General features: G+C 71.2%; 19 protein-coding genes and 2 pseudogenes. 9 read left to right on the top strand and 12 right to left on the bottom strand.

All coding sequences use genetic code 11. The features are described 5' to 3' along the window. Positions 1-188 precede the first annotated feature (188 nt). A complete protein-coding gene (gene ggt / locus AC5677_RS31000; protein WP_497191179.1) occupies positions 189-2,006 on the bottom strand; it encodes a gamma-glutamyltransferase in 1,818 nt (605 codons plus the stop codon). Positions 2,007-2,273: 267 nt separating this feature from the next. On the opposite strand from ggt, the gene AC5677_RS30995 reads away from it, so the two are divergent. After that, a complete protein-coding gene (locus AC5677_RS30995; RefSeq protein WP_497191178.1) occupies positions 2,274-3,017 on the top strand; it encodes a hypothetical protein in 744 nt (247 codons plus the stop codon). 44 nt (positions 3,018-3,061) lie between these two features. Continuing rightward, the gene (locus AC5677_RS30990) at positions 3,062-4,162 is read left to right on the top strand and encodes a calcium:cation antiporter (RefSeq protein ID WP_497191177.1); all 1,101 of its coding nucleotides are present in this window, start codon (positions 3,062-3,064) and stop codon (positions 4,160-4,162) included. A 333-nt stretch (positions 4,163-4,495) separates the two neighbouring features. Here AC5677_RS30990 and AC5677_RS30985 read toward each other — a convergent pair whose 3' ends face one another. Next, entirely contained in the window at positions 4,496-5,233 is a 738-nt protein-coding gene (locus tag AC5677_RS30985) for an SDR family NAD(P)-dependent oxidoreductase (protein ID WP_497191176.1), read from the bottom strand. A gap of 145 nt (positions 5,234-5,378) precedes the next feature. Between AC5677_RS30985 and AC5677_RS30980 the strand changes: the two genes are divergently transcribed. Together AC5677_RS30980 and ligD are read left to right on the top strand one after the other, a co-directional pair. Continuing rightward, positions 5,379-6,011 carry an alpha-ketoglutarate-dependent dioxygenase AlkB gene (locus AC5677_RS30980; RefSeq protein WP_497191175.1) on the top strand — a complete coding sequence of 211 codons (633 nt, stop codon included), beginning with the start codon at positions 5,379-5,381 and terminating at the stop codon, positions 6,009-6,011. Between the two features lie 655 nt (positions 6,012-6,666). After that, complete coding sequence (gene ligD, locus AC5677_RS30975; RefSeq protein WP_497191174.1) at positions 6,667-7,638, top strand: non-homologous end-joining DNA ligase; 972 nt, start codon at positions 6,667-6,669, stop codon at positions 7,636-7,638. 184 nt (positions 7,639-7,822) lie between these two features. Here the strand turns inward: ligD and AC5677_RS30970 are convergent, their stop codons facing one another. Further along, a complete protein-coding gene (locus tag AC5677_RS30970) occupies positions 7,823-8,725 on the bottom strand; it encodes a hypothetical protein (protein ID WP_497191173.1) in 903 nt (300 codons plus the stop codon). 240 nt (positions 8,726-8,965) lie between these two features. Between AC5677_RS30970 and AC5677_RS30965 the strand changes: the two genes are divergently transcribed. Then, a complete protein-coding gene (locus AC5677_RS30965; RefSeq protein ID WP_497191172.1) occupies positions 8,966-10,051 on the top strand; it encodes a glutathione S-transferase family protein in 1,086 nt (361 codons plus the stop codon). 33 nt (positions 10,052-10,084) lie between these two features. Here the strand turns inward: AC5677_RS30965 and AC5677_RS30960 are convergent, their stop codons facing one another. Continuing rightward, complete coding sequence (locus tag AC5677_RS30960) at positions 10,085-10,423, bottom strand: hypothetical protein (protein WP_497191171.1); 339 nt, start codon at positions 10,421-10,423, stop codon at positions 10,085-10,087. A 312-nt stretch (positions 10,424-10,735) separates the two neighbouring features. On the opposite strand from AC5677_RS30960, the gene AC5677_RS30955 reads away from it, so the two are divergent. Then, positions 10,736-12,340 carry a CocE/NonD family hydrolase gene (locus AC5677_RS30955; RefSeq protein WP_497191170.1) on the top strand — a complete coding sequence of 535 codons (1,605 nt, stop codon included), beginning with the start codon at positions 10,736-10,738 and terminating at the stop codon, positions 12,338-12,340. Between the two features lie 63 nt (positions 12,341-12,403). Here AC5677_RS30955 and AC5677_RS30950 read toward each other — a convergent pair whose 3' ends face one another. The 5 genes from AC5677_RS30950 to AC5677_RS30930 form a co-directional block, all read right to left on the bottom strand. Continuing rightward, positions 12,404-13,285 carry an amino acid ABC transporter permease gene (locus tag AC5677_RS30950; protein ID WP_497191169.1) on the bottom strand — a complete coding sequence of 294 codons (882 nt, stop codon included), beginning with the start codon at positions 13,283-13,285 and terminating at the stop codon, positions 12,404-12,406. Continuing rightward, positions 13,282-13,926 carry an amino acid ABC transporter permease gene (locus AC5677_RS30945; RefSeq protein ID WP_497191168.1) on the bottom strand — a complete coding sequence of 215 codons (645 nt, stop codon included), beginning with the start codon at positions 13,924-13,926 and terminating at the stop codon, positions 13,282-13,284. Before AC5677_RS30945 ends, AC5677_RS30950 begins: the two co-directional genes overlap by 4 nt. A gap of 18 nt (positions 13,927-13,944) precedes the next feature. Then, a complete protein-coding gene (locus AC5677_RS30940) occupies positions 13,945-14,874 on the bottom strand; it encodes a glutamate ABC transporter substrate-binding protein (protein WP_497191167.1) in 930 nt (309 codons plus the stop codon). Positions 14,875-14,888: 14 nt separating this feature from the next. Next, positions 14,889-15,632, bottom strand: coding sequence for an amino acid ABC transporter ATP-binding protein (locus AC5677_RS30935; RefSeq protein WP_497191166.1), 744 nt, complete (start codon positions 15,630-15,632; stop codon positions 14,889-14,891). Positions 15,633-15,795: 163 nt separating this feature from the next. Beyond that, positions 15,796-16,236 (bottom strand): DUF6278 family protein, encoded by a 441-nt coding sequence (locus AC5677_RS30930; RefSeq protein WP_497191165.1) that lies wholly within the window; start codon positions 16,234-16,236, stop codon positions 15,796-15,798. A 276-nt stretch (positions 16,237-16,512) separates the two neighbouring features. Here AC5677_RS30930 and AC5677_RS30925 point away from each other — a divergent pair, with 276 nt between their 5' ends. Next, complete coding sequence (locus tag AC5677_RS30925; RefSeq protein ID WP_497191164.1) at positions 16,513-18,333, top strand: SGNH/GDSL hydrolase family protein; 1,821 nt, start codon at positions 16,513-16,515, stop codon at positions 18,331-18,333. 34 nt (positions 18,334-18,367) lie between these two features. Here the strand turns inward: AC5677_RS30925 and AC5677_RS30920 are convergent, their stop codons facing one another. Genes AC5677_RS30920 through pcaDC form a run of 3 tightly spaced genes read right to left on the bottom strand, consistent with a single transcriptional unit; the run spans position 18,368 to position 21,176 of the window. Next, positions 18,368-19,147: an exodeoxyribonuclease III gene (locus AC5677_RS30920; protein ID WP_497191163.1), complete on the bottom strand. Its 780-nt coding sequence runs from the start codon at positions 19,145-19,147 to the stop codon at positions 18,368-18,370. A gap of 43 nt (positions 19,148-19,190) precedes the next feature. Continuing rightward, positions 19,191-19,832 (bottom strand): MBL fold metallo-hydrolase, encoded by a 642-nt coding sequence (locus tag AC5677_RS30915; protein WP_497191162.1) that lies wholly within the window; start codon positions 19,830-19,832, stop codon positions 19,191-19,193. A 60-nt stretch (positions 19,833-19,892) separates the two neighbouring features. Beyond that, the gene (pcaDC, locus tag AC5677_RS30910; protein WP_497191161.1) at positions 19,893-21,176 is read right to left on the bottom strand and encodes a bifunctional 3-oxoadipate enol-lactonase/4-carboxymuconolactone decarboxylase PcaDC; all 1,284 of its coding nucleotides are present in this window, start codon (positions 21,174-21,176) and stop codon (positions 19,893-19,895) included. Positions 21,177-21,608: 432 nt separating this feature from the next. Between pcaDC and AC5677_RS30905 the strand changes: the two are divergent. Further along, positions 21,609-22,153: pseudogene (locus AC5677_RS30905) on the top strand (hypothetical protein); the annotation flags it as partial. Further along, positions 22,150-22,495: pseudogene (locus AC5677_RS30900) on the top strand (DNA cytosine methyltransferase); the annotation flags it as partial. The pseudogenes AC5677_RS30905 and AC5677_RS30900, both read left to right, overlap by 4 nt. Positions 22,496-22,541: the final 46 nt, after the last annotated feature.

Below are 22,541 nucleotides of genomic sequence, written 5' to 3'. Positions count from 1 at the left end.
ACCGTTCTTGCGAACGGACCGCTACTGCCAGTGAACGGTTCTTGCCGGTGAGTGGTTCCTGCCGGTGAACGGTCCAACGAACGGTCCCAGGAGGCTAATCGTCACCGCTGTGGCCAGCAATGACGCCACACGTAGGCCACATGGACGTCACACGGACGGCACAGCGGCCGCCGGTCCGGGACCGGGGGTCAGGGCCGGACCACCAGCGCGGAGCCGCCGCCGCGCCGTACCTTTTCGGCCGCCGCCAGCCAGCGCCCGTCCGGCAGCCGCTGGACGCCGGTCGCCGCGCCGATCTCCGGGTTCTGTTTGAAGGTGTGGCCGATCGCCTCGAGTTGGCCGCGGAGCGGGCTGTTCCACAGGGCGGGTTCGAGTTCGGTGGCCGCCGCGTTGCGCTGGCTGGCGCGGGGCGCGGCGATGGCGTCGACCAGGGGCATACCGCGGTCGAGGAAGTTGGTGAGGGTCTGCAGGACGGTGGTGATGATGGTGGCGCCGCCGGGTGAGCCGAGGGCGACGACCGGCTTGCCGTGGCGCAGGACGATGGTGGGCGAGATGGACGAGCGCGGGCGCTTGCCGGGCCCCGGGAGGTTCGGGTCGTGGACCGCCGGGTTGGCGGGCGCGAAGGAGAAGTCCGTCAGTTCGTTGTTGAGCAGGAAGCCGCGGCCCGGTACGACGATGCCGCTGCCGCCGGTCTGCTCGATGGTGAGGGTGTAGGCGACGACATTGCCCCACTTGTCGGCGACGGTGAGGTGGGTGGTGTTCTCGCCCTCGTACGTCGTCGGGGCGGCCGCCCCCGTGGTGCCGCAGGGCTCGGGGTGGCGGGGGTCGCCGGGCGCGAGCGGGCTGGTCAGGACCTTGTCGTCGTGGATCAGGCAGGCGCGGGAGTCGGCGAAGCGCTGCGAGGTCAGGCCGCGGGTCGGTACGTCCTCGTAGGCCGGGTCGCCGACCCAGCGGCCGCGGTCGGCGAAGGCGATCCGGCCGGCCTCGATGTAGCGGTGCAGATACTGCTTCTCGGTCAGGCGGGAGACGTCGCTCTTCTCAAGGATGTTGAGCGCTTCGGCGACGGTGGTGCCGCCGGAGGAGGAGGGGCCGATGCCGTAGACGTCGAGGCCGCGGTAGGTGGTGTGGGTGGGCGCCTGGCCGAGGGCCCGGTAGGAGCGCAGGTCGGCCGCGGTCAGGTCGCCGGGGCGTACCTTGCGTTCGGCGCCGGAGCGGACCGGTGGGGTGCGGACGGTGCGTACCACGTCCCGGCCCAGGTCGCCGTCGTAGAGCGCGCCGACGCCCTTGGCCGCCAGCTCGCCGTACGTGCGGGCCAGATCGGGGTTCTTGAAGGTCGAGCCGACCACCGGCAGTTTGCCGCCGGGGAGGAAGAGGTCGGCGGTGGCGGGGAAGTCGCGGAAGCGGGCCTCGTTGCCGGCGGTCTGCTGACGGAAGGTCTCATCGACCGTGAAGCCGTCGGCGGCCAGCCGCCGGGCGGGGCGCAGGACCTGACCGAGCGACCGGCTGCCCCACCGGCGCAGGGCCGTGTCCCAGGTGGCGGGCGTCCCCGGGGTGCCGACGCTCAGGCCGCTGGTGACGGCGTCCTCGAACGGAAGGGGTTTGCCGTTCTCCAGGAAGAGGTTCTTGTCGGCGGAGCGGGGGGCGGTCTCCCGGCCGTCGAGGGTGCGTATGGTCCGCGTCCGGGCGTTGTAGTAGACGAAGTAGCCGCCGCCACCGACGCCCGCGGAGTACGGCTCGGTGACGCCGAGGGCGGCGGCGGTGGCGACCGCGGCGTCCACGGCGTTGCCGCCCTTTTCCAGTACGGCGATTCCGGCGGCGGAGGCGTCCGCGTCGACGCTGGCGACCGCCCCGCCGTGGCCGACGGCGACCGGGGTCTTGGCGGGGGTGGCGTTCTCCTGGGGCGCGGGGCCGCGCGGTGGTGCGGACTGGGCGGCGACCGGGACCGTCAGCAGGGAGCCGGCCAGCGCGGCGGCCGCTCCCAGGACGGTGAGACGTCGGACTTGGGTCATACCGGGTGTCCTCCAAGTGCGTACGCGGTGAGGAGCGGCGGGGACCGGAGCCTACTCGCGGACCGGCGACGGGGGTACCGCGCCCGCACACGGGGGTCCCCGGCGCTGGAATGCCCCCTGGTCATGGGCCCCGTGCACGGGCAGATCCGGGAGCATGGCGGCGAAGCCGGGAGCCCGATGACGGCGGGCGGCATAACGGGGCAAGCCGCCCCAGGCACCCGCCCCACCCTCGAACACACACCCGGCCAGCCGCTACGCTCCCCCGCCATGGATGACACCCTGCTGCTCTTGACCGTGGCGGTCGCGGCCCTCGTTGTGGGCCTGGCTGCCGGCTGGGCCGTGCAATCGGCGGCGGCCCGCCGGAAGCTGACCCGCGAACAAGACTTCTTCGGGCTGCCGGCCGGGTCGGAGTGTGTGCTGGTCACGCATCGGGACAGCGCCTCGGCGCACTGGAGCATCCCGCGGCACGACGCGCTGGCGCTGCTCGGGCTGGCCGCGGTGGTCGAGAACTGCGGGGCGCACCCGGAGGTCGCCCCGCACGACACCGGACTGCAGGGCTTCGGGGCGCGCACCGAGTTCTGCGTCGGCGACCCGACCGCACACCGCCGGCTGGCGGCCCATATGGCCAACCTTCTGCCGGGTGTCGCGGTGCACCCGGGCGACGAGTCCGGCGCCGGCCGCGGCACCTTCACCATCGGCGGCACGGCGTACCGGATGGAGCCGGGCGCGGTCGAGTACGTCCTGCTGGCCCGTCTGACGGCCGGTGAGGGCGACCGGCCGGTGTTCCTGGCGGCCGGTCAGCGCCCGGTCACCCATCGGGCCGCGGTGCGTCATCTCGTCCGCAACCGGGGCAAGCTGGCCCGTAAGCACGGCGCCAACGGCCAGTTCGCGCTGCTGCTGAAGGTGGTGAACTCGCAGTCGTACGGGCCCGATGTCGTCGAACTGGTCGCGGATGTCACCAAGGCCGCGACCTCGCCCGCCGAGGTGAAGGGGCACCGGGCGACGGCCTGACGCTCGGCGGGCGGCGACCCGGGGGATCTGCGAAGCTCGGACGCATGATCGCCCGTCTGCGCACCGCCGTCCCGCACTGGACGGGTGTGCTGCCGACCCTGGCGGTGGTGCTGCTGGCCCTGGTCTGGGGGCGGTCGCTGCCGGCCGTCCTGGTCGGGCTGGTCTCGTTGTTCCTGGCCGCCTCGGTGCTGGCCGCGGTGCATCACGCCGAGGTGATCGCGCACCGGGTGGGCGAGCCGTTCGGGTCGCTCGTCCTGGCGGTCGCGGTCACGATCATCGAGGTGGCGCTGATCGTCACCTTGATGGTGGACGGCGGCGACAAGAGCGCCGCGCTCGCCCGGGACACCGTCTTCGCGGCGGTGATGATCACCTGCAACGGCATCGTCGGCCTGTGCCTGCTGGTGGGCGCCCTCAGACGCAGGGTGGCCGTCTTCAACGCCGAGGGCACCGGCGCGGCACTGGCGACCATCGCCACGCTGGCCGGTCTGAGCCTGGTCCTGCCGACGTTCACCACCACCACGCCGGGGCCACGGTTCTCCACCCCGCAGCTGATCTTCGCCGCGCTCGCCGCGCTGGTGCTCTACGGCCTCTTCGTCGCCACGCAGACGGTCCGGCACCGGGACTACTTCCTGCCGGTGACCGAGGCGGGCGATGTGATCGAGACGAAGAAACACGCCGCTCCGCCGCCCCGGAGAGTGGCGCTGGCGAGCCTGGGGCTGCTGGCGCTGGCCCTGATCGCGGTGGTCGGGCTGGCCAAGACCGTCTCCCCGGCGATCGAGTCCGGCGTGGCCGAGGCCGGCCTGCCGTCGTCCGTCGTCGGCGTGGTGATCGCCCTGCTGGTGCTGCTGCCGGAAACCATCGCGGCGGTACGGGCCGCCTACCGGGACCGCGTGCAGACCAGCCTCAATCTTGGCCTCGGCTCCGCGATGGCCAGCATCGGCCTCACCATTCCCGCGGTCGCCGTCGCCTCGGTCTGGCTGTCGGGCCCGCTCTACCTGGGCCTCGGCGCGACCCATATGGTGCTGCTCGCCCTCACTGTGATGGTGGGCACGCTGACGGTGCTCCCCGGCCGCGCCACTCCGTTGCAGGGCGGCGTCCATCTCACCCTGCTGGCCGCGTACCTCGTGCTGGCGGTCAGCCCCTGACGCCCCGGGCCGCGGCTCGGCCGGACGGGTGCGGATCCGGCGCCGCGCGCCCGGGGTGACGACCGTCACCCGGGGCCGCGGAACTAGAACGCCGGTCAATGGTTTATCGTTCAATCGCGAGGCGCACGGAAATCACTTTCCGGACTCCGCCTCCCCCAGACCGCCCCCGCCGGAATCCCCCGTTCGGCTGGGGGCCGCCCCGGCCGGAATCCCCCGTTCGGCCGGGGCCCTCCTTTTTTCCGCGCCGCCCGCGCACGGGCGCACCGGGCCGAGGTGCCTCAGGGCGGCCGGACGGGTTTGTCCGCGGGGCGGCCCGTCAGCGGGACGGGCCCGTCAGCGGAGGTGGGACGCCCCGTTGACGTCCAGCACCGCGCCGGAGGACCAGACCGCGCCGGGCGAGGCGAGGTAGTGCACGGCCGAGGCGATTTCCTGCGGCGTGGCGACCCGGCCGAACGGGCTCTGCGCCCTGACCTCGTCGGTGAGCCGGTCCGCGACCCGCTCGGTACCGACGAAACCGGGCGCGACGGACGCGACGGCGATCCCGTACGGCGCCAGATGCACCGCCAGCGACTGGCCCATGGCATGCAGCGCCGCCTTCGACGCCCCGTACGCCGGATGATCCGGCTCGCCCCGGAACGCGCCCCGCGACCCGATGTGGACGATCCGCCCCGCCACCTTCCGCTCGATCATGTTCCGCGCCGCGCAGTGGCTCATATACGCCGCCCCGAGGAGATTCACGTCCGTGATCTGCCGCCAGGCGGCCGCCCACTCCTCGAACGGCGTACGGTCCAGCGGGTGCGGCGTATTCGACGCGGCATTGTTGACCAGTACGTCGATCCCGCCGAGCGCGTCCACCGCCGCCTCGGCGATCTCCGCCGCGCCCTCCGGCGTCCGCACGTCCCCCTGCACCAGGACGTGCCCGCTCCCCGCCAGCCCCGCGAAGGCCTCCTCGGCCGCCTCCCGGCGCGACGAGTAGTGCAGCGCCACCCGGTCCCCGTCCGCGGCGAACCGCTCCGCGACCGCCCGGCCGATCCCCCGCGAGGCCCCCGTCACCAATACCGCCCGGCTCATCCGCGCTCCTCACCCAAATCTCGACAGCCAGCGCAATGATCGTAAGCGTGGGGTCCCGGCACCAACGGCGGTGGGGGCACGGGCAGATGGATCAGCAGAGGAAGGCAGACAGAGGCAGATGGAGGCAGATGGATACGGTGCGCGGATGTCTGCGGAATCGGAATTCGGGCAACTCTCCTTCTCCGGTGGGCCGGACGGGCCGGCCCTCGTCCCCGGCCTGCGTCATGTCGCCGACTGGCTCGCCCCGGCTGCCTGCGCCGCGGTGCTGGCCCGGATCGACGCCGGTACCTGGTCGACGGAGCTGAAGCGGCGGGTGCAGCACTACGGGCAGCGCTACGACTACGGCCGGCGCAGCGTGGCGGCGGACCCGCGCGCCGCGGCCGCGCCGCCGATTCCCGGGTGGCTGCGGGACATCGCCGCGCGGCTCGCGGACGAGGAGGTGATGGACCGCCAGGCGGATCAGGTCATCGTCAACGAGTACCTGCCGGGGCAGGGCATCAGCGCACATGTGGACTGCGTACCGTGCTTCGGGCCGGTCGTGGCGGCGGTGTCGCTGGGATCCGCCTGCGTCATGGACTTCAGCGATCCCGGTACGGGCACCAAGGTGGGGGTACCGCTCGCGCCGGGCAGTCTGTGTGTGATGACGGGGCCCGCCCGGCTCACCTGGCGGCATGCCATCGCGGCACGCAAGAGCGACCCGGGGCCGGCGGGCGGCCGGGTGCCGCGGGGGCGGCGGGTGTCGGTGACGTTCCGTACGCTGATCACGCCCGGCCCGTAGCCGCCTGCCCCCGCGCCGTCACCGGCGTGCGGGTCCGCCGCCGGTCACCACGGCGGGGTGCTGAACCCGGTGAGAGCGAGCCACAGCGCATTGAAGGCCACGCCCGGACGATCGTTGAAGTCGTCGCCGAGCGGCAGCCGCTCCAGCAGGTCGAGCACGGCGGAGAAGTGCCCGCACTCGGCCGCGCGCGCCGTCAGCTGCTCGATGGGCCCCTGCCGTCGGGAGTGCGGGGTGCGCCGTATCTCGGCGTAACCCTCGCTCAGCTCCTCGATGTCCCGGTCGGTCGGCGTCAGGGGACGGACCGGCGGGGTACCGGCCTCGGCGGCCCGGTGGGCCTGCGCGACCAGCTCGTCGTCGACGGCCCAGTCGTGCTCTCCCCATCCCTTCAGCAGGTCGGGCCGGCCCGACCTCGGCCAGCGCGGTCAGCGCCTCGTGGGGCACCTCCCAGCCGGGCAGCCGCCCGTCTCCCCTCCTCGACGTGCCGCGCCGCCGGAACCGGCCTTGAATGGGAGCGTCCAATGCGCTCTGTCATGCCGCCCCTCCCCTTGGGGGGCGGCATGGAGCGACTTCTCCAGGCGGGTGGCACCGGCCGGACCCCTGCGGCCTCCCGGCGTCCCGCCTGGCCCCCCGTCCGGTATCGCCCGATCATCGAACTATGGCCCCGACCGATGAGCGAGGCTTTCCGCCGTATCCCGAGATCCGGCCGATGCTGGCCACCGTCGGCCCGCTGCCCGCCGCCTACGAGGAGGCGATGTGGGCGTTCGAGGCCAAATGGGACGGGGCGCGCTGCATCGTCAGCACCCCGGGTGACGGTACGGTCCGGCTGACCACGCGGGCGGGCAACGACGCGACGGGCACCTATCCGGAGCTGGCGCCGCTGGGCGAGCAGCTGCGCGGCCGGCCCACGGTGCTCGACGGCGAGGTCGTGGTGCTGGATGCGCGGGGCCGGCCCGATTTCGGGCTGCTGCAGCGCCGGATGGGCGTGGTCAATCCGCGCCGCACGGCCCGGCTGGCCATGGAGTACCCCGTCCACCTCGTCCTCTTCGACGTCATGTATCTGGGGCAGCCGCTGCTGGGCGCGCCGTATTACGAGCGGCGCGGCATCCTGTCCCAGCTGCGTCTGCGGGGCCCGAACTGGTCGGTGCCCGCGTATGCGGAGGGCCGGGGGCAGGAGGCGTGGGAGGCATCGCTGCGGGGCGGCATCGAGGGCGTGGTGGCGAAGAGGCTGACCTCGCTGTATACCCCCGGCGTACGGTCACCCGAGTGGCGCAAGACCAAGCATCTGGTGACGCTCGACGTGATCATCGGCGGCTGGACGGAAGGGCACGGCGGGCTCACCGGGCTCCCCGGCGCCGTCCTGGCGGGCGTGGCGGAGGCAAGCGGGCTGCGGTACGTGGGCTCCGTGGGCTCGGGCCTGTCCGACCGGGAGCGGCGGGACCTCGCGCAGTATCTGGGAGTGATCCCGCTCGGCCACTCCCCCTTCACCAACCCGGTGGACGTCACGGGTGCCCACTGGGCCGAACCCCGGCTCATCGCCGAGATCACCTTCACCGGCTGGACCTCGGCGGGACGGCTACGGCACCCGATCTGGCACCGGCTGCGGCCGGATCTGACGCGCCTGGGCTGACGGCGCGTCACGGCGCCGCCGGAGTGGACCGCCGCGAGGCAGGGACGGCTGCCCCTCGGCCACTCCCCTTCACCGGGATTCCCTCGTCCTTCGCCGGTATTTCGCCGGCCGCTCACGGGCCGCGGAAGACGGCCTCTCGCGGGCCGCGGAATCCGGCCTCACCTGGACTACGGAAAGCGGCCTCTCATGGGCCGCAGAATTTCGCGACGGCGATCGATCCGCCGTCGTTCTCGTCGTCCGTGCCCACGATCCCTTCGTGCGATCCCGGGAGACAGGCGAGCGCCTCGACCTTGTGCCCGGAGAATGCGGCGGTCCGGTGCGGCTTGTCGGACACGGACAGACGGGCGTCGCCGTCATCGCCGACGGAAAGGTGTCCGGCGTCGTAGAGCGCGGAGTCGTACGGCCCGTCGTCGCCCGGGTCCGAGGCGGACGACACCGTCAGATCGCCGGCGGCCGATACCTTCACGTCCGAGATGTGCCGGACGTGCTCGTCCGGATACGGCGCGCGGAAATGCGCGGAATCGTGCGGGCCAAAGGCGTTGGTGGCCGGATCCCAGGTGGCGGCGGTCAGTTTCGCGGGCCGGTCGTCCTGTCCGCGGTCCGCCCAGACGGCGACGATTCCCCTCTTTGTGGCGGTCAGCGCGAATCCCTCGTAATTGCCGTCCGAGGAAATTCCGGGCAGCTGGAATGTGCCGACGACGCGCGCGGTCCCCTTTTCCGTATGAATGCGGTACGCCGTACCCCTGCTGGCGAGGGCCACATACTCGTGGTCGCGGCCGGGGACGGCGTCGATCGCCTCCAGGTCGACGGGCAGTTCCCCGCTCCACTCCAGCGGCTGCACGCGCGGCGCGGAGTCGGGGGTGTAGCGCACTGCAACCAGACGGTTCTCTCCGGGGTTCTTATTGTCACGGACGGCGAGAGTGTCCACCGCGTCGCCGTCCCGACCGTCGACCACCATTCCACTGATTCCGGAGGTGATGCCGTCCCCCACCCGCTGCCAGTCGGCCGCCGGTGCGGCGTGAGCGGTGACCGGGGGCACGACGAACGCGGCGCCGGCTATGGCGACGCCGAATAGTTTCTTGATCATCGGCCGATTCTAGGTGCGGACTTCCGGTTACCGGCGAGTGGTCGTTATTCCCTTCGTAAAACTTGGCATGACCGAAGACATCCGAATATCACTCACCATCAAATTCGCGTCCTGTTAACGCTATTCCCGGACATGTCTCTTGTGCGGGTCTGCGTCATGGTCCGGAGGTCGGGGAAGGTTCGCACCGCACACACAGCACGCGCCAAGAACACACGGAGACCACATGGAGAGGACCCGCTGATGGCCCGCCCCCTCAACAGCGACAGCGACAACGACGGCAACAAGGCAGGCCCGGACAGCCCGGACAGCCCGGACAGCCCGGAAGGCAACGCCGAATACGGCAGCAAGCCGTTCAAGCGCTCAAGGAGCCACTTCGCGGACCGCATCACCGCGGACGGCCGGGACGGCTGGCCCGTGGCGCCCGGCCACTACCGCCTCGTCGCCAGCCGCGCCTGCCCCTGGGCGAGCCGGGCACTGATCTCGCGACGGCTGCTCGGCCTGGAGGACGCCCTGTCGCTCGCCGTCCCCGACCCCCTCCAGGACGACCGCAGCTGGCGCTTCACGCTCGATCCCGACGGCCGCGACCCGGTACTGGGCATCCGCTACCTCAGCGAGGCCTACGACGCCCGCGAGAAGGACTACCCCGGCGGGGTCAGCGTCCCCGCCGTCGTCGACATCCCCAGCGGGCAGCTCGTCACCAACGACTACCAGCAGATCACCCTGGACCTGGCCACGGAGTGGACGGCGCTGCACCGGCCCGGCGCGCCCGACCTCTATCCGGAGCCGTTGCGCGCGGAGATCGACGAGGTGATGGGGGACGTCTACCGCGACGTCAACAACGGTGTGTACCGGGCCGGTTTCGCCACCGGTCAGCGCGAGTACGACGCGGCGAGCCGCGATGTCTTCCGGCGCCTGGAACTGCTGTCCGAGCGGCTGGCCGACCGCCGCTATCTGGTGGGTGACACCATCACGGAGGCCGATATCCGCCTCTTCACCACCCTGGTCCGCTTCGACGCCGTCTATCACGGCCACTTCAAGTGCAACCGCTTCAAGCTCACTGAGGACCCGGTGCTGTGGTCGTACGCCAAGGACCTCTACCAAACACCCGGCTTCGGCGACACCGTGGACTTCCACCACATCAAGCAGCACTACTACCGGGTGCACACGGGCATCAACCCGACCGCGATCGTCCCGCTCGGCCCGGATCTGAGCGGCTGGCTGACCCCGCACCACCGCGAGGAGCTGGGCGGACGGCCCTTCGGGGACGGCACGCCACCGGGCCCGGTACCGGCGGGCGAGGAGGCGCCACCGACGGGCCGCCCCTGAAACCGTTGTTGCCACCGGAGCCCGCCCCCGGCGTCACCCCTCGGGGGAACCTCCGCGGCGCTGCTGTTCGGCCTGCTCTTCGAGCCAGCGGCCGTGCGCCTCCCAGGCGGCCTGCTTGCTCATCCCCAGCGCCGCGCCGATCGCCGACCAGGAGGCCCCGGCGGCCCGAGCGGACCGCACCGAGAGCTGCCGCCCGTACGCCGCCTTGCGCGCGATCACCTCGCCGAGTGCCAGCATCTCCAACACCTCGTCCCTGGAGAGCGGCTGGACATCCCCATCCGGCGCCAGGGAGTCACGCAGCCGGAGCGCGTCATAGCGAGCGGTGGCGGAGAGCAGGGTGAAATGCCCCTCGAGATTTTCGGGCGTCAGCATGCCTCCACTCTTTCGTCAGGACTCCTTGACGTCAAATAGCCATGACGGCGCGACGGCGGCGGTCGCCCCGAAGGCGATGACCGAGGCGATGCGCATCGAGGCCTCCCGAAGGGGCGACGGACGCGGCCGTCACAACTCCACCCGCTTTCCCTGACGTTACCCACCCGTAACCTACCGACGGGTTACCACGGGTAAGCAAGGCGCCTTACCCTCCAGTCAAATCGAGCCCCGCACGCCCCACCTGTCTCCGGGCGGCCAGCACGTCCGCGGACAGCGTGCGCGTGGCTCGCATCGAGATCTGGAGCAGAGAAGATGACGCCCTCCCGCACGACCTCCCGTACGGCCCCGCGCACCGCGATCGTCACCGTCTCCGCGGCGGTGCTCGCCACCACGGTCCTGACCGTGGCACCGGCCACCGCCCAGGCCGCGACGGCGGAAGCGGCACCGGCGTCCGGCGTGCCCTCGGTGAAGTTCGTCGACATCAAGGGCGACGGCGGCATCACCCTCAAGGCGAACGTCTTCACCCCGGCCGGGGCGGACGGGAGCCGGCGCTACCCCGTCATCGTGCTGCCGACCAGCTGGGCGATGCCGCAGATCGAATACATGGCGCAGGCCAAGAAGCTGGCCGATGCGGGCTACGTGGTCGTCGGCTACAACTCGCGCGGCTTCTGGCAGTCGGGCGGCGAGATCGAGACGGCCGGTCCGCAGGACGTCGCCGATGCCTCGAAGGTCATCGACTGGGCGCTGGCCCACACGCCCGCCGATCCGCACAAGGTCGGCATGGGCGGGGTCTCGTACGGGGCCGGGATCAGCCTGCTGGCAGCCGCATTCGACAAGCGGATCAAGGCGGTTGCGGCGCTCAGCGGCTGGGGCGATCTGATCGGCTCCATCTACAGCGGCCGCACCCAGCACCTCCAGGCGGCGGCGATGCTCGGCGGCGCGGGCGCGCTGACGGGGCGCCCCAGCGCCGAACTGCAGGGCGTCCTCAAGGACTTCCTCACCTCCAACCTCGCCAAGGAAAAGGACATGATCGCGTGGGGGAAGAAGCGCTCCCCCGCCACCTATCTCGACAAGATCAACGCCAATGGCGCGGCCATCATGCTCGGCAACGCATGGGGCGATTCGCTCTTCCCGCCCAACCAGTACGCCGACTTCTACGAGAAGCTGAAGGGGCCGAAGCGGCTGGAGTTCCGGCCCGGCGACCATGCCACGGCCGAGGCGACCGGGCTGTTCGGGCTGCCCAACGACACCTGGACGAACACCAAGCGGTGGTTCGACCACTACCTCAAGGGCGCGGACAACGGCATCAACCGCGAGTCGCCGGTCCTGCTCAAGTCCCGTTCCACCGGGGCGTACGAGGGCTACAAGAGCTGGAAGGACGTCCCGTCCGCGCACCGGAAGATCGCGCTGGACGGCAGCCAGAAGATCAACACCAACTGGGACTCCGGCGCCGACGGCGGGCTGATCTTCCTCTCCAGCATGCTGGACCAGTTCTTCCGGCTGCCGCCGATGGCCTCGGTGCCGCTGCTGCCGCGCTCGCTGGCGGCCGTATGGCAGTCCGAGCGCTACGAGAGCGGGCAGCGCGTACGCGGGACGACCCGTCTGCACACCACCCTGACCAGCACCGCCGAGAGCGGCACCGCCATCGCCTACCTCTACGACGTGGGCCCGCTGGGCCTCGGCAAGCTCGTCACGCACGCGCCGTTCACCTTCCACGGCAAGACTCCGGGCAAGCCCTTCGGCGTGGACCTCGACCTCTTCGCCACCGCATACGACGTGCCGGCCGGGCACCGCCTCGCGGTGGTCGTGGACACCGTCGACCCGCTGTACATCGAGCACAATCCGCGCGGCGCCAAGCTGACGTTCTCCTCGCCCGAGGCGGATCCGTCGTATGTGTCGGTTCCGGTGCGCGACTGAGGCACCGTAAGGACGGTGGCCGGGGCGCGGCAGGCGCCCCGGCCCCGCGGGCGGGTCCCGGACTCACTCCTGCGGCGGCCGGTGCGTCCCCGGCAGCAACGTCCCCGGCTCGGGCGCGGCCACCTCGGCCGCCTCCACCTTGGGGTTGCGGCGCTGGCGCCTGGAGACCCAGTGGGCGAGCCAGGAGAGCAGCATGCACATGCCGATGTAGATCGGCGAGATGATCATGACGACGGGGATGAAGGGCAGGTCGTAGTCGAGGTTGGAGGCGATGAGCTTGCCGGCGTGCAGAAACTCCTCGTAGGTGATGAGGTAGCCGAGCGAGGTGTCCTTCAGGGCGACGACCAGCTGGCTGATGATCGCCGGGAGCATCGCGCGGACCGCCTGCGGTACCAGCACATGGGTCATGACCTGGGTCTTGCGCATGCCGAGCGCATAGGCGGCCTCCCGCTGGCCGCGGTCGACGGAGTGCACGCCGGTACGGAAGACCTCGGCGAGGACCGAACCGTTGTAGAGGGTCAGTCCCGCGACGAGCGCGGGCAGCGGGTCCGCCTTCAGCGCCACATAGATGAAGAAGATCATCACCAGGACGGGCATCGCGCGGAAGAACTCGACCAGCACCGTGCTCACCCAGCGGACGACCCGGTGCTCGGAGAGCCGGCCGGTCGCCAGCACCGCGCCGAGCGCCAGGGAGAGCACCGCCGCGATACCGAAGGCCCGCAGGGTGTTGCCGAGGCCGGTGAGCAGCAGCTCCTGAATTCCCTTGTAGGTGAAGGGCGTCCACTTGGCCGCCGTGAACTGGCCGGTGGCGAAGAGCAGATAGATGATCCAGGCGAGCAGGCCGAGGATCGCCACCGTCGAGGCGAGGCCGTAGAGGCGGTGGCGCTGCCGGGTCCTGGGGCCCGGGATGTCGTAGAGGGCGGTGGTCGTCATCGGGGTGGTCATCGGGCGACTCCGAAGCGCTTCTCCAGCAGGTTGAAGACCGCGCTGATGGTCAGGGTCACGATCAGATAGCCGACGGCGATCCAGACGAACGTCCAGATGATGTTGTAGCCCATCTCGCTGAGCGGTTTGTAGACGCCGAGGAGCTCGACGACGCTGAACGCACCGGCGATCGCGGAGTTCTTGGCGAGCGCGATGAGGGTGGAGCCGATGGGCGAGATGACCGAGCGGAAGGCCTGCGGAAGGACGATGTCGCCGAGGGTCTGCGGGAAGGTCATGCCCAGGCTGCGGGCCGCCTCGCCCTGGCCCGTCGGCACGGTGTTGATGCCGGAGCGCACCGCCTCGCAGATGAAGGCGGAGGTGTAGCAGCCGAGCGCCAGGACGGCGAACAGTTTGAAGGGCAGGACCAGCCCGAAGCGCGGCAGGCCCAGGACGACGGCGAAGAAGAGCAGCGTCAGCGGAGTGTTGCGCAGCACCGTCACCCAGGCCGTGCCGAACGCCCGCAGCGAGCCCACCGGCGCGACGCGGAAGGCCGCCATGAGGAAGCCGAGGACGAGGGCGAGCAGCGAGGCGTAGACGGTGAGTTCGACGGTGCCCAGCAGGCCGTCCCCATAGAGGGAGAGGTTGTCGAGGAGAACGTTCACGGATCAGGTCCCAGTGTCCTAGCTCGCCGGATAGCGGTCGATCGGGGGCGGCTTCGGTGCGGGCACGCCCGACAGGCCGAGCGTCGCGTCGTACGCCTTCTTCCAGGTGCCGTTCGCCTCGGCGGCGGCGAGCACATCGTCGATGGCGTACCGCAGCGCGTTGTCGCCCCGCGGGACGCCGATCCCGTACGGCTCGTGGGAGAACGGCCGGCCGACCACCTTCAGTTCGTCGGACGCCTTGGCCGCGTAGCCCAGCAGGATCGCGTCATCCGTGGTGACCGCGTCGACCTGATAGGTCAGCAGATTGTCCACACACACCGAGTAGGTGTCGTACGTGACCAGATCGGCCTGGGGATAGTCGGCCTGGATGCGCTGCGCGGGCGTCGAGCCGGCCGCGGAGCAGACGCGTTTGCCGGCCAGGTCCCGCGGCCCGTGGATGTCGTTCTCGTCGGTGCGGACCAGCAGCGACTGGCCGGCCATGTAGTACGGCCCGGCGAAGCCCACCAGCTTCTTGCGCTTGTCGTTGATGGTGTAGGTGCCGACGTAGTAGTCGATCTGGCCGTTCTGCAGGGCCGTCTCGCGGTTGGCCGAGGCGATCGTCCGGAACTGGAGGGTGCGGGGCGGAAAGCCGAGGCCCGCGGACACCATCCTGGCGATCTCGACGTCGAAGCCGCTGTAGAGCCCGGAGGCCGGGTCCTTCTCGCCGAGGTACGGCTGGTCCTCCTTGACGCCGACGGTCAGGTGCCCGCGGCGCTTGGCCCGTAGCCAGGTCGGCGAGGCGGGCAGGGTGAAGTTCTTGGCGACGGGGTACGCGGGCAGTTCGCTGCTCTTGGGGCCCTTGACCGGTGGGCTGCCCTCGCGGCCACAGCCGGCGGCGGCCAGGGCGAGCGCGGTGAACAGGAGGGCCACCAGGGCGCGGCGCAGGTGCGGGAGGGGAAAGGTCGGCATCGCGGCACCCCCGTTCAGTGCTTGAGGATCTTGGAGAGGAAATCCTTCGCGCGTTCGCTCCGCGGTGCGGTGAAGAATTCCTCGGGGGTGCGGTCCTCGACGATGCGGCCGTCGGCCATGAAGACGACGCGGTTGGCGGCGGACCGTGCGAAGCCCATCTCGTGCGTGACCACGACCATCGTCATGCCCTCCCGGGCGAGCTGCCGCATCACCTCCAGCACCTCGTTGATCATCTCCGGGTCGAGGGCCGAGGTCGGCTCGTCGAAGAGCAGCGCCTTGGGCTCCATGGCGAGGGCGCGGGCGATGGCGACGCGCTGCTGCTGTCCGCCGGAGAGCTGGGCCGGGTACTTGTCGGCCTGGGAGGCGAGGCCCACCCGGTCGAGGAGTTCGCGGGCCCGCTGCGCCGCCTCTTCCCGCTTCTTCTTCCGTACCTTGACCGGCGCCAGCATGATGTTGGCCAGGACGGTCTTGTGGGCGAAGAGGTTGAAGGACTGGAAGACCATGCCGACTTCGGCACGCAACTGTGCCAGCGCCCGGCCCTCTTCCGGCAGCGGTCTGCCGTCCAGCTTGATGCTGCCGGACTCGATGGCCTCCAGGCGGTTGATGGCGCGGCACAGGGTGGACTTCCCGCCCCCGGAGGGCCCGATGACCACGACCACCTCCCCGCGGCCGACGGTGAGGTCGATGTCCCGGAGGACGTGCAGTTTTCCGTAGTGCTTGTTGACCCCGCGCATTTCAATCAGCGCATCACCGGCCATATGCAGACCTGCCCACTCTCATCCGTACAGCGGAGAGCCCGCAAACTATCGGGACAAAAGGGGTGTATCCGCGCTGACACGCACGTGGGCAGGGAGATGGGCGGCTAAACCACGGTGACGGCGGAGCCCGGTGTGACGGCCGCTTTCGCCTGGCACCGGGCGGTCAGCTCTCCGCCGCCTCCGCGTACACCTGGGACAGCTCGGGCGCGCCGACATCCGCCCATTCATGCCCCGCCTCCACCACATCGATCTCCCGGCCCGAGGCCAGCCTGACCACCGGCTGCCCGTCCGGCCAGACGTGCCATACGGCGTCCCGCACCGTGCGGACCAGGACCGTGCCCAGATAGAGGCCCGCGTCATTCCCGAGCCAGGACACCACGTCCGGGTCGTCCCGCCAGACCGGCTGCAGCTGATCGAGCGCCTCCAACGACGCTACGGAGTCGTCCAGTTCGACCCCCTCGGCGGCCGCCTGCGCCCGCAGCAGCTCGCATTCGGACAGCAGCTCGATGACGCTTTCGGGGTCGGCGCTCACCGACTCCGCCAGCGGCACCGACCGGACGGGGTGCGAGCGCTTGCGCCACTTGTCCAGGAAAGACATGTTCATGGTGTGAGGGTCCCACCCGCACCAGGGCCCCGGCCACAGGCGCGCGGCGCAACGGATCACGGTTCGTCACCTTGACGCCCCCCGCCGGCCTTCCTACCTTCATGACGCTCGGATCGGATCGGCCGGGTCCGCCGGAGCCTGCCGCCCTTCGCGGGAACGGCCGGATCGCAGCTCAGCACCTGCCCATTGACCTCGGCCGATGCCATCGGACGCCGTCCGGTGCCGCCCCGAGGTCGCCGCACGTCGCCCGGAGTCCCCACCAGAGGGAAGGCACTCATGCGCGCACGACGACGGGGCACCGCCCTGGCACTCCTGCTCACCGCGACCGCACTGCCCGCCGTGACCGCCACCGCGGCACCGGCCCGCGCCGCACAACAGCCCGACCGCCCCGCGCCGTTGGCGAGGCTCTTCGACAACAAGGCCATCAGCGACGACGCCGCACCGGGCGCCGCCGACTTCGACGGGGCGGGCCGTTCGCTCTCCGCACAGGACCTGACGGCGGCCGGCTGGCGGCCCGGCAGCACCCTCACCCTCGACGGGGCCCGGCTCGGCTGGCCCCGTACGGCGGCCGGCTCGCCCGACAACGTAGTGGCGGACGGGCAGGCGGTGGCGCTGCACGGGCGGGGCGACGCACTCACGTTCCTCGCCGCCGGGACGGGGGCCGAGGGCGTACCGGCCACCGGCACCGGAACCGTGCACTACCGCGACGGCTCCCGGTCCGCCTATGAACTCACCGCACCCGACTGGCGTTCGGGACCGCTGAGTACCAAAGCGGTGGGGCTGCCCCACATCAACAGTGCGGACGGACCCGGCGAGCGGGCCGTGGCGCGGCTGTACGCGGTGACCGTACCCCTGCGGGCCGGGCGCGAGGTGGCGTCGGTGGTACTGCCCCGGGACCCCGGCCCGGCGGCCGATCTCCATGTCTTCGCGATGGCGGCGCACTCCAACTCTCCTACCAGGACGGGCAGTTGGTCGGCGAGTACGGCCGGATACCGGGCAGTCGGCCCCTGGACGGACCGCACGCTGCGGCTGGTCGTGCACGCCGGGGCGGGCGGGCCGCGGGCGCGGATACGGCTGGCGAACACCTTCGCGGCGGCGCCGGTGGACATAGGGGCGGCGAGCGTGGCGGTGCAGGGCGCGGGCGCGGCGGCGCGGTCCGCGCCCGTGCCGCTGACCTTCGGCCGCGGCCACATCGGCACCCGCATACCGGCGGGCGCCGAGGCCGTCAGCGACCCGGTCGGCTTCCGGGTCCCGGACGACACCAACCTGCTGGTCAGCATCCACCTCCCGGGGACGGTCACGGCGGCGCCGGTCCACCAGGAGGCCACCCAGGTCTCCTATCTGAGCGCTGCGGGCAGCGGCGACCGCACGGGGGACGCGGGCGGCGCGGCCTTTCCGGAGACCATGACCATCTGGCCGTTCCTGACCGGCGTCGATGTGGACGGCGGCCCCGGCTCGGTCGTGGCGCTGGGCGACTCCATCACCGACGGTGTGAAGTCGACCGGCGGCGCCAACCGGCGCTGGCCCGATGTCCTCGCCCGCCGCTTCCGGTCCCAGACCGCCGTCCCCCGCTACGGCGTCCTCAACCACGGCATCTCCGCGAACCGCATCGTCACCGACCGCTACCAGGGCGACGGGGTCAGCACCGACACCGGCGGGGTGAGCGCGCAGCACCGGCTGGAGCGGGATGTCCTGGCGCAGCCCGGCGCCCGTACGGTCGTCGTCTTCGAGGGCATCAACGACGTGCGCTGGGGCACCCCGGCGGACGAGGTGATCGCCGGCCTGCGGTCCCTCGCACGCCGCGCGCACGCGCGCGGTCTACGGGTCGCCGCGGCCACCATCGCCCCCTGCGAGGGCTACAAGGACTGCACGGCGGCCGTCGAGGACCGCCGCCAGGCCGTCAACGCCTTCCTCCGCGCCCATGACGGCACCTTCGACGCGACCGTGGACTTCGACGCCGTGGTCCGCGATCCCCGGCGCCCCCAGCGGATGCTGCCCGCCTACGACAGCGGCGACCATCTCCATCCCGGCGACGCGGGGCTGAAGGCGCTCGGCGATGCCGTCGACCTGCGGGCGCTGGTGCCGGACCGGGGCTGACCGGGCGCCGGCCGGCGCATCATCGGGGGACCGCTCACACCTCGAGGTCCACGACCACCGGCGCATGGTCCGAGGCGCCCTTGCCCTTGCGCTCTTCCCGGTCGACATAGGCGTCCGAGACGGCCTTGGCGAACGGCTCGTTGCCGTAGACCAGGTCGATGCGCATGCCCTTGTTCTTGGGGAAGCCGAGGGCGCGGTAGTCCCAGTACGTAAACGGGTGGTCGTACTTCAGGGGGCGCGGGACGACGTCCGTGAGGCCCGCGTCGCGCAGGGCCGCGAGGGCGGCGCGCTCGGCGGGGGTGACATGAGTGGCACCCTCGAAGACGGAGATGTCCCAGACGTCGTCATCGGTCGGGGCGACGTTGTAGTCGCCGAGGACCGCGAACGGGCGGGAGCCCGCCGCGTCCTCGGCGACCGCGGCCTTCAGGGCCTCGAACCACTGAAGCTTGTAGGCGTAGTGCGCATGGTCGACCTCGCGGCCGTTGGGGACGTACACCGACCAGACGCGGGCCGGGCCGCAGGTCGCCGAGACGGCGCGGGGCTCCTGCACACCGTCGTAGTCCGGGCCGCCGGGCAGGCCCTCGACGACGTCCTCCAGGCCCACCTTGGACAGCAGCGCCACGCCGTTCCACCGGCCGTCGGCGTTGACCGCCGCTTCGTAGCCGAGCTGGCGCAGCTCCTCGTAGGGGAACTGCTCGGCGGAGCACTTGGTCTCCTGGATGCACAGCACGTCCGTGCCGGTGCTCTCCAGCCAGGCCAGCAGCCTCGGGAGGCGGGCGGTGATCGAGTTGACGTTCCAGGTCGCGATGCGCATGTACGTAAACCTACAGCGGGGGTGTGACAGGCGGGTGAGGCCGTCAGCCGAGGGTGGTGCTGGTGCCGGGGGCCAGGCGCCCGTGGTCGGCGCCGCCGAGCTTGTCGATCATGGAGTCGTAGACCGGCCGGGCGTGGTCCTGGAGCAGGCTGTCGTGGATGTCGATGGCCCGGCGCGGCGCGACCGCACGCACATAGTCGATGACCTCGGCGACCTTGTTCCAGGGGGCGTGCACCGGTAGCAGGAGGGTCTCGACGCTACGGCCCTCGGGGACGGTGAGCGCATCGCCGGGGTGGAAGACCGCACCGCCGTCGATCAGATAGCCGACGTTGGTGATGCGGGGGATGTCGGGGTGGATGACGGCGTGCAGCTGACCGTGCACCTCGACGTCGAACCCGGCGGCGGTGAAGGTGTCGCCCTCGCCCACGGTGTGCACCCGCCCGGGGAAGGCGGCCGAGAGCTGGTCGGCGACGCTCGCCAGGGTCCAGATCTCGGCGCCCGGGTTCGCCTCCATGCCCGCGCGCAGCCGCTCCTCGTTGAAGTGGTCCATGTGTTCATGGGTCACCAGGATCGCGTCCGCGCCGACGGCCGCGTCCTGCTCGCTGAAGACTCCGGGATCGATGACGAGCGTCCGCCCGTCCTTCTCGAGCCGGACGCAGGCGTGGGTCTTCTTCGTGAGTTCCATGGGGCCATCTTGCCGCGCATGAGGGCCGCCCACCCCCGGAAGCGGCGGACGCGCCCGCGGTCAGCTCTCCGGCGTCGTCTCGTCCTTTATCACCCGCTGGGCCACCGCGAACGCGGAGTTCGCCGCCGGGACGCCGCAGTAGATCGCGGTGTGCATCAGGACCTCCTTGATCTCGGCGGGGGTGAGACCGTTGCGGAGGGCGGCGCGGGTGTGCAGCGCCAGTTCGTCGAGGTGACCGCGGGCCACCAGGGCGGTGAGGGTGATGATGCTGCGGGTGCGGCGGTCGAGACCGGGACGGGTCCAGGTCTCGCCCCAGGCATAGCGGGTGATGAAGTCCTGGAAGTCGCCGGTGAAGTCGTCGGCGGCGGCCTCGGCGCGGTCGACATGGGCGTCGCCCAGGACCTCGCGGCGGACCTTGATCCCCGCCTCGTACGTGCCGCCGCGGACCGGCTCCTGCTTGGTGAGGCCGGACTCTATGGCGGCGGGCGGCGCCGACGGGGGCGGCGGGGGCGCGATCTGCGCCTTGGGGGCGGCCGCGCCGAGGGCGGGCTGGCCGGCCGGGCCCGGGTTGTCGTGCCAGTTGGTGGTGAAGTGCCGGATGAGGAGTTCGGTGACGGCCGAGGGCTGCTCGACGGGCGCGAGATGGGAGGTTCCGGGCACCAGCGCGAGGCTGGCGTCGGGTATGCCGGCGACCAGGGTGCGGGCGTCGGTGGTCGGGGTGACCTGGTCCTCGGAGCCGACGACGACGAGGGTGGGCACGCCGACGCGGCCGAGGGAGGACCGTACGTCGTAGGAGGCGAGCGCCTCACAGGCGGCGATGTAGCAGCCGGGGTCGGTGGTCCGCACCATCTGGACGGCCCATTCGACGATGGCGGGCTGCGCGCCCGCGAAACCGGCGGTGAACCAGTGCTCGGGAGCGGTGCGGGCGATCGGGTCGAGTCCGTTCGTACGGATCACCACGCCGCGCTGGCGCCAGGCGTCCGCGGTGCCGTAGCGCGGGGAGGAGGACACCAGGGCGAGGGAGGTGACCCGGTGCGGGCGGGTGAGGGCCAGCTGGAGGCCGACGGCACCGCCGATGTTGCAGCCCGCATAGCCGAACCGCTCGACGCCCAGGAGGTCGAGGGTGGCGACCAGACGGTCGGCCACTTCGGCGATGGAGGACGCGGCGTGGGCGGGCGAGCCGCCGTGACCGGGCAGATCGAAACGGATGACGCGCCAGTGGCGGGTCAGCTCGGGGATCTGCCGGTCCCACATGTGCCATGTGGTACCGAGCGAAGCACCCAGTACAAGTACGGGGGCGTCGTCGGGACCGTCGATCCGGTGCTGCAGGGTCTTCTCACTCACCCGACCACGCTATCGAACTTCGTGACGCGGTCCTGACACCCGGGTAAGGAGGAGCCACCGGAGCATGTCCGTCAACCACGGCCGAAGCGGGGTACACGCAGGTCAGAGCCTCACCGTGGAGACGACGAGGACGACCCTGTGGCCCAGATCCTCGTAGCTCACCACGATCCGCCGGTGCGGACGCGGTGCCCCTTGCTCGTGATCAGCAGCAGGGCCTCTTCGGGCCCATCCAAGCGTCGTTGCAGAGTTTGCACCGGTATCTCACCCGCGCCCTTCATGCCCTTAGATCTCACCACCGCGCCCTGGCAGGCGGGCACGTCCTCGACCGCGCCGTCCGCGCCGTGGACGGTCCATTTCAGATCAATCCCGATTCCGCGCCCTTTCTCTAGGTGCGGGAGTCTGGGTGCGGGAGTTCATTCCAGCGCTCTCCTCACCGGCGAATACAAGGTAAAGCCGATAAAGAAGAAGGTCCGCGAGGTGCTCGGATACCCCTATCCATCGCGCGTCCCCAAGGGGGTGTTCGTCGAGCAGTGGTTGGGAATCTCCACCGGTGAGTTCCACCCGACCAAGGACGCCGACGTGAAGTACATGCACCATCGGCATCCTCTTCTGGACCTGGGGTGGAGCAGGTCCGACTGCCTTCGTTACCTGACCTCGCTGGGGCCGGCCGAAACACCGAAATCGAGCTGCCTGGGATGCCCATTCCATGGAAATGCGCAGTGGAGGCACATCAGGGACACATCCCCGTCCGATCGGGAGGACGTCGTCGAATTCGACGCGGCCATCCGGCAGGGAAATGCCCGCGCCAACGCATCCGGTAACCGGCTGCTCGGCGAGGCGTTCCTGCACCGCTCCCGCGTCCCGCTGACCAGGCGCCCATCGACCACGTCACCGCAGCCCAACGGGCAGCCCTGCGCAGGGCGTCCCGCGGGGAGACGGACGCGCGGACGCAGGACGACCTCGGGCCGGCCACGTGATCCTCGACGCCTTCGCGGGGCCGGGCGGCTGGAGCAGGGCACTGGGCGTCCTCGGGGCGCGCGACGTCGGCCTGGAATGGGACGAGCGGGCTTGCAAAACTCGCACTCCGGCTGGGCAGTTGACGATCCGGACCGACGTGGCGATGTATCCGGCGGGACCCTTCATCGGCCGGACGCGACACCCGCGAGCGCCTCCTCGCCACCTGCAGGGACGAGCGCTCCCCGCTCACGGCGGAGCCGATGCGCTACCTCCACGCCCTGAACGCTGTCGGAGAGCCGGAGTGGGTCGCCATGGAGGAAGTGCCGGACGTCCTGCCGCTGTGGAAGCAGTACGCGGCCGTCCCGCCCTGCGCGGCTGGCCGCGTTGCGGGCGCCAGATCCACGGTGA

It is taken from the genome of Streptomyces sp. JLSY215 (genome assembly GCF_059682825.1).
Note: the sequence above shows the minus strand (reverse complement) of the source record. Positions and strands in the feature narration are given on the sequence as shown.

Coding starts and splice junctions, on each gene's coding strand:
- ggt (WP_497191179.1), bottom strand. CDS start 2,006: ATGACCCAAGTCCGACGTCTCACCGTCCTGGGAGCGGCCGCCGCGCTG.
- AC5677_RS30995 (WP_497191178.1), top strand. CDS start 2,274: ATGGATGACACCCTGCTGCTCTTGACCGTGGCGGTCGCGGCCCTCGTT.
- AC5677_RS30990 (WP_497191177.1), top strand. CDS start 3,062: ATGATCGCCCGTCTGCGCACCGCCGTCCCGCACTGGACGGGTGTGCTG.
- AC5677_RS30985 (WP_497191176.1), bottom strand. CDS start 5,233: ATGAGCCGGGCGGTATTGGTGACGGGGGCCTCGCGGGGGATCGGCCGG.
- AC5677_RS30980 (WP_497191175.1), top strand. CDS start 5,379: ATGTCTGCGGAATCGGAATTCGGGCAACTCTCCTTCTCCGGTGGGCCG.
- ligD (WP_497191174.1), top strand. CDS start 6,667: ATGGCCCCGACCGATGAGCGAGGCTTTCCGCCGTATCCCGAGATCCGG.
- AC5677_RS30970 (WP_497191173.1), bottom strand. CDS start 8,725: ATGATCAAGAAACTATTCGGCGTCGCCATAGCCGGCGCCGCGTTCGTC.
- AC5677_RS30965 (WP_497191172.1), top strand. CDS start 8,966: ATGGCCCGCCCCCTCAACAGCGACAGCGACAACGACGGCAACAAGGCA.
- AC5677_RS30960 (WP_497191171.1), bottom strand. CDS start 10,423: ATGCTGACGCCCGAAAATCTCGAGGGGCATTTCACCCTGCTCTCCGCC.
- AC5677_RS30955 (WP_497191170.1), top strand. CDS start 10,736: ATGACGCCCTCCCGCACGACCTCCCGTACGGCCCCGCGCACCGCGATC.
- AC5677_RS30950 (WP_497191169.1), bottom strand. CDS start 13,285: ATGACCACCCCGATGACGACCACCGCCCTCTACGACATCCCGGGCCCC.
- AC5677_RS30940 (WP_497191167.1), bottom strand. CDS start 14,874: ATGCCGACCTTTCCCCTCCCGCACCTGCGCCGCGCCCTGGTGGCCCTC.
- AC5677_RS30935 (WP_497191166.1), bottom strand. CDS start 15,632: ATGGCCGGTGATGCGCTGATTGAAATGCGCGGGGTCAACAAGCACTAC.
- AC5677_RS30930 (WP_497191165.1), bottom strand. CDS start 16,236: ATGAACATGTCTTTCCTGGACAAGTGGCGCAAGCGCTCGCACCCCGTC.
- AC5677_RS30925 (WP_497191164.1), top strand. CDS start 16,513: ATGCGCGCACGACGACGGGGCACCGCCCTGGCACTCCTGCTCACCGCG.
- AC5677_RS30920 (WP_497191163.1), bottom strand. CDS start 19,147: ATGCGCATCGCGACCTGGAACGTCAACTCGATCACCGCCCGCCTCCCG.
- AC5677_RS30915 (WP_497191162.1), bottom strand. CDS start 19,832: ATGGAACTCACGAAGAAGACCCACGCCTGCGTCCGGCTCGAGAAGGAC.